A 1,339-nucleotide genomic window follows, 5' to 3' on the forward strand; every position below is an offset into this window, starting at 1 on the left:
AAGCCCCCTTGCATCCCTCTGCGATCAACGGTATAGACAATCGGGCCGGGATCAAGCCACAGTTGTGCAATTTCAATTCCAGATTGTAAAAGCCCCCCTGGATTACTCCGCAAATCAAGAATATAGCGTTCTGCTCGCTGTTCCTCCAGAGCTGTTAGGGCCTGAACCATTTCATTGGCGGCATTGGCATTAAACTGGTTAAGGCGAATATAGCCGAGGGCCTTGCCATCAGGTTGGGGTCGAAGCTCAGCCCGGACCGGATTTAGGGTAATGCGATCGCGCGCCAGTTGCACGTCAAAGGGTAAGTCGGCATCTTCCCCTAGGCGTTGAATGGTGAGGGTTACCGAGGTGCCTGTGGTCCCCCGCATCCGTTCGGCTGCTTCATCCAGGGCTAGTTCTGTCGTAGAGATGCCATCAATTTTCAGGATCTGGTCGTGGGGCTGCAAGCCTGCCTGGGCTGCCGGAGAACCTTCTAAGGGGGTAATAACTTCTAACTGACCGGTGGCTGGGTTGAGGCTAATCTGCAGCCCCACCCCGGTTAATTCTCCAACTGTACTCGTCTGCAAGCTGCGGTACTGAGCAGGTTTGAGAAATCGAGTAAACGGGTCCCCTAAACTTGCCAGCATCTCCTGAATGGTTGAGTAGGCCGCTTCGCGATCCCCCAAGGGCTGCTTCAAGACCCGTTGACGGACCAAGCGCCAGTCTTGATCGTTAAAGCTGCTGTCAACATAGGCTTGATTGACAATTCGCCAAACTTCATTGACTAATTTTTGCTCATCCGTAAACGCCTGCGCTGGTGATGGAAACCAACAGACCCAAAGGATTTGTAGTGCTAGAAGTAGACCAACCCAAACCTTTCGTTTTCCCATAACCTTAATTTTAACGCTGTCTCAGCTCAGGCCTTACTCATAATTGGTCAGTCAGTGGGTTTTCCTCAGCGTCGGCGAGAAGGACTAAACACCTAGACTCTAATCAAGTTACCCGTTTGATTTTCTGAAAGCTTATTAGGATTATGTTACATTTTTGATTAAGCGCTATACATTTTCAGGAACTCTGGCTTCATGTTTACCAAGCAGGTAACCGACTCAAAGGCTTATCAGTGGTTTCAGGAACGTTTAGAAATTCAGGCTCTTTCTGAAAACGTCTCCAGCAAGTACGTCCCTCCCCATGTCAATATTTTGTACTGTCTGGGCGGCATTACCCTGACTTGCTTCATTATCCAGTTTGCCACTGGGTTTGCAATGACGTTTTACTACAAACCAACTGTTACTGAAGCTTTTACTTCAATTCAATACCTGATGAATGACGTCAGCTTTGGCTGGCTGATTCGTTCGATTCA

Annotated in this window: 1 protein-coding gene and 1 pseudogene; one reads left to right on the forward strand and one right to left on the reverse strand. The window is 48.9% G+C overall.

What is annotated here, in order from left to right; all coding sequences use genetic code 11:
- Nucleotides 1-869 (reverse strand): S41 family peptidase (locus AC2VE5_RS27595; protein ID WP_486890713.1); only part of this gene is annotated, 869 nt, incomplete at its 3' end.
- Nucleotides 870-1,061: 192 nt separating this feature from the next.
- On the opposite strand from AC2VE5_RS27595, the pseudogene petB reads away from it, so the two are divergent.
- Nucleotides 1,062-1,339 (forward strand): annotated as a pseudogene (petB, locus tag AC2VE5_RS27600) (cytochrome b6); the annotation flags it as partial.

The organism is Aliterella sp. E5.1, assembly GCF_057473825.1.